Below are 2582 nucleotides of genomic sequence, written 5' to 3'. Positions count from 1 at the left end.
CGCCGACCACCGCCGCCAGGCCGAAGCCGATGGCAACACGCTGCAGCGAGATCAGCACGCGCCATGCCAGACCGATATCCTGCGGGCCATTGTCGAAGAACGGATGCGCGATCAAATCGTAGGCCTCGTTCCACACCTGGGTCGGCGGCGGCAGGCTTGATGTCGGCGACGAACAGGCGATCTGCCAGACGACCAGCATCAGCGCGATCACGATGATGGGCGGCACCAGCGCGCTTGCCAGTTTGCCGGCGATGGCGAGCGGCTCGAAGCGACGCCGTGCCTTGGCAGTGAAGGCGATGACCTCCGCCGGCTTGGCAGGAAAGGCCTTCACCTTGGTGTCCTCGATAGTCTGGATCGACATGTCTGGGGAAAACTCCGTGGGGCAGATAATTCGAGCGACAAACGGCGCAATGCGCCGTTTGCGCTGGGGTTCAGGCCGATGCCTTGATCTTCAGGCTATCGAGATAGGCGGACGGGTTGGCCGGATCGAAGATCTTGCCATCGAAGAAGGTCTCGACGCCGCGCGACGACGACGCCGGAACGTCGGCAGCCGCAACGCCGAGATCCTTGGCCGCTTCGCGCCACAAATCCTCGCGGTTGACCTGATCGACCAGCGCCTTGATGTCGGTGGTCGGCGCGAACTTGCCCCAGCGGATGTTCTCGGCGAGGAACCACGTGTCGTGGCTCTTGAAAGGATAGGAGACGCCGCCCTTCCAGAACTTCATGGAGAGATCGGTGCCGTTGGCGACGCGGCCATTGCCGTAGTTGATATCGCCCTTGAGGCGGCCGATGATGTCGGCGACGGGCACGTTCATCCATTGCCGCTTGCCGATGATGGCGGCCATCTCGTCCTTGTTGTCGCTAGCCTCGCACCATTGCTGGGCTTCCATGACGGCCATCAGGATCGCCTTGGTGGCGTTCGGGTTTTTCTCGATGAATTCGGCACGCAGGCCGAGCGCCTTTTCCGGATGGCCCTTCCACAATTCGCCCGTCGTGGCGGCGGTGAAGCCGACGCCCTGATGGACGAGCTGCTCGTTCCACGGTTCGCCGACGCAGAACACGTCCATGTTGCCGACCTTCATGTTGGCCACCATCTGCGGCGGCGGCACGACGATGGTCGAGACGTCCTTGTCGGGATCGATGCCACCGGCCGCCAGCCAGTAGCGCAGCCACAAATCATGCGTGCCGCCCGGGAAGGTCATGGCGGCCTTGATTTCCTTGCCGGCCGCCTTCTTGGCGGCAAAAGCATCTTTCAGCTTCGAGGCGTCGAGACCGACACCGGTGCCGGCATATTCCTGGGCGACCGAAATGCCTTGGCAGTCGTAGTTGAGCCGCGCCACGATCGCCATCGGCATCGGCTGGTTGTTCTGCGTCACCTTGCCCGTGTGCATGAGGTAAGGCAGCGGCGTCAGGATATGGGCGCCGTCGATGCCGTTGGCCGCGCCGCCGAGCATCAGATTGTCGCGTGTCACACCCCAGGAGGCCTGCTTGAGCACCTCGACATCGGGCATGCCGAACTTGGCGAACAGCCCCTTCTCCTTGGCGATCATCAGCGGTGCCGCATCGGTGAGGGCAATGAAGCCGAGCTTGGCCCCGGTGACCTCCGGAGTGGCGGTCGCAGCATAGGCGCCGGAAGGGAAGAGCTTGCGGGCCGCCACGAACAGGCCGGCCGTCATCGCGCTGCTGACGAGAAAATCGCGGCGCGTCATGTCTTTGAGGGTCGTTCCAGTCCTGATCCGTTTCGTCATCGTCGTCTCCGGTTGGGCGCGGCTTGGGATCCGCGTCGTCGATTGCGTGTTGATCAAAACAAAAAAGCCGCCAGCCAGGTCTTCGCGTCCGGGTGACCGGGAGCGCGCATTAACCTGAGCGGCAGCTTTGCCTGTGGCGCCCGTCATTGGACGCCTGTTCCGTGACCCGCGAAGGGCCTGTCTATTTCAAAGCAGGAACCGTGCCAGTTTTGAGAGAGGTGAAAAAGATCAATTAAATCAGCAACCCGCGCCGATCTCGGACGCACCGGGTCGTATGGCCGGAAGGCCAAAGATTGTTCATTCGGGCAATCGCGCGCACAATTTTTGTGCAACGCACAAGAATGACGCGATGATCAGGCTTCCGCGCGAGCCGATTTCTGGCCGGTAATATAGGCGTCGACCTCGTCCGGATCGAAGATCTGGCCGTCGAAGAAACCGTCCGGACCGAGCACAAGGCCGGCGCCTGTCGCGCCGACCGCGGTGGCAACTTGGAGCGCACCCTCGACTTTCGAATTGGCGCCGGGAAGCGCCACACCAAGCGGCTTCAGAGCCGAACGGTAGAGGTCGGGCCGGTAGCAGTTGCGGGCGATGGCAAGGTTTTCCGGCGTGTGCGCCACGTGCCCCCAGCGCACCATCTGCGTGTAGAACCACAGCGCATGGCTCTTCCATGGAAAGTTCGCTGCCTTGTCGAACGGGAGGAAGAAGTCGTCGATGGTCCGCTCCGCGCCGCCGCCCAGTCGGAGATGACCGGTCAGGATCGGCATCTGCACGGCCGGCGGCAGACCGAGAAAGCCGGCCTGCGCCATCACAGCTGCCAATTCGCCACGGTTGGCC

1 protein-coding gene and 2 pseudogenes are annotated in these 2582 nt (G+C 62.9%); all 3 read right to left on the bottom strand.

Translation table 11 applies throughout. The features are described from left to right. Window positions 1–361 (bottom strand): annotated as a pseudogene (locus EOC06_RS42970) (nitrate ABC transporter, permease protein); the annotation flags it as partial. 70 nt (window positions 362–431) lie between these two features. Continuing rightward, on the bottom strand, window positions 432–1748 hold the full coding sequence (locus EOC06_RS19980; protein ID WP_128308594.1) for a CmpA/NrtA family ABC transporter substrate-binding protein: 1317 nt from the start codon (window positions 1746–1748) through the stop codon (window positions 432–434). Between the two features lie 353 nt (window positions 1749–2101). Continuing rightward, window positions 2102–2582: pseudogene (locus EOC06_RS42965) on the bottom strand (nitrate transporter); the annotation flags it as partial.

This window comes from Mesorhizobium sp. M7A.F.Ca.MR.362.00.0.0 (assembly GCF_004023175.1).
Taxonomy (GTDB): domain Bacteria; phylum Pseudomonadota; class Alphaproteobacteria; order Rhizobiales; family Rhizobiaceae; genus Mesorhizobium.
This window is presented reverse-complemented; position numbering and strand designations above follow the sequence as displayed.

Bases quoted from the DNA above. Each gene is read 5' to 3' on its own strand.
- EOC06_RS19980 (WP_128308594.1), bottom strand. From the start codon at position 1,748: ATGACGAAACGGATCAGGACTGGAACGACCCTCAAAGACATGACGCGC.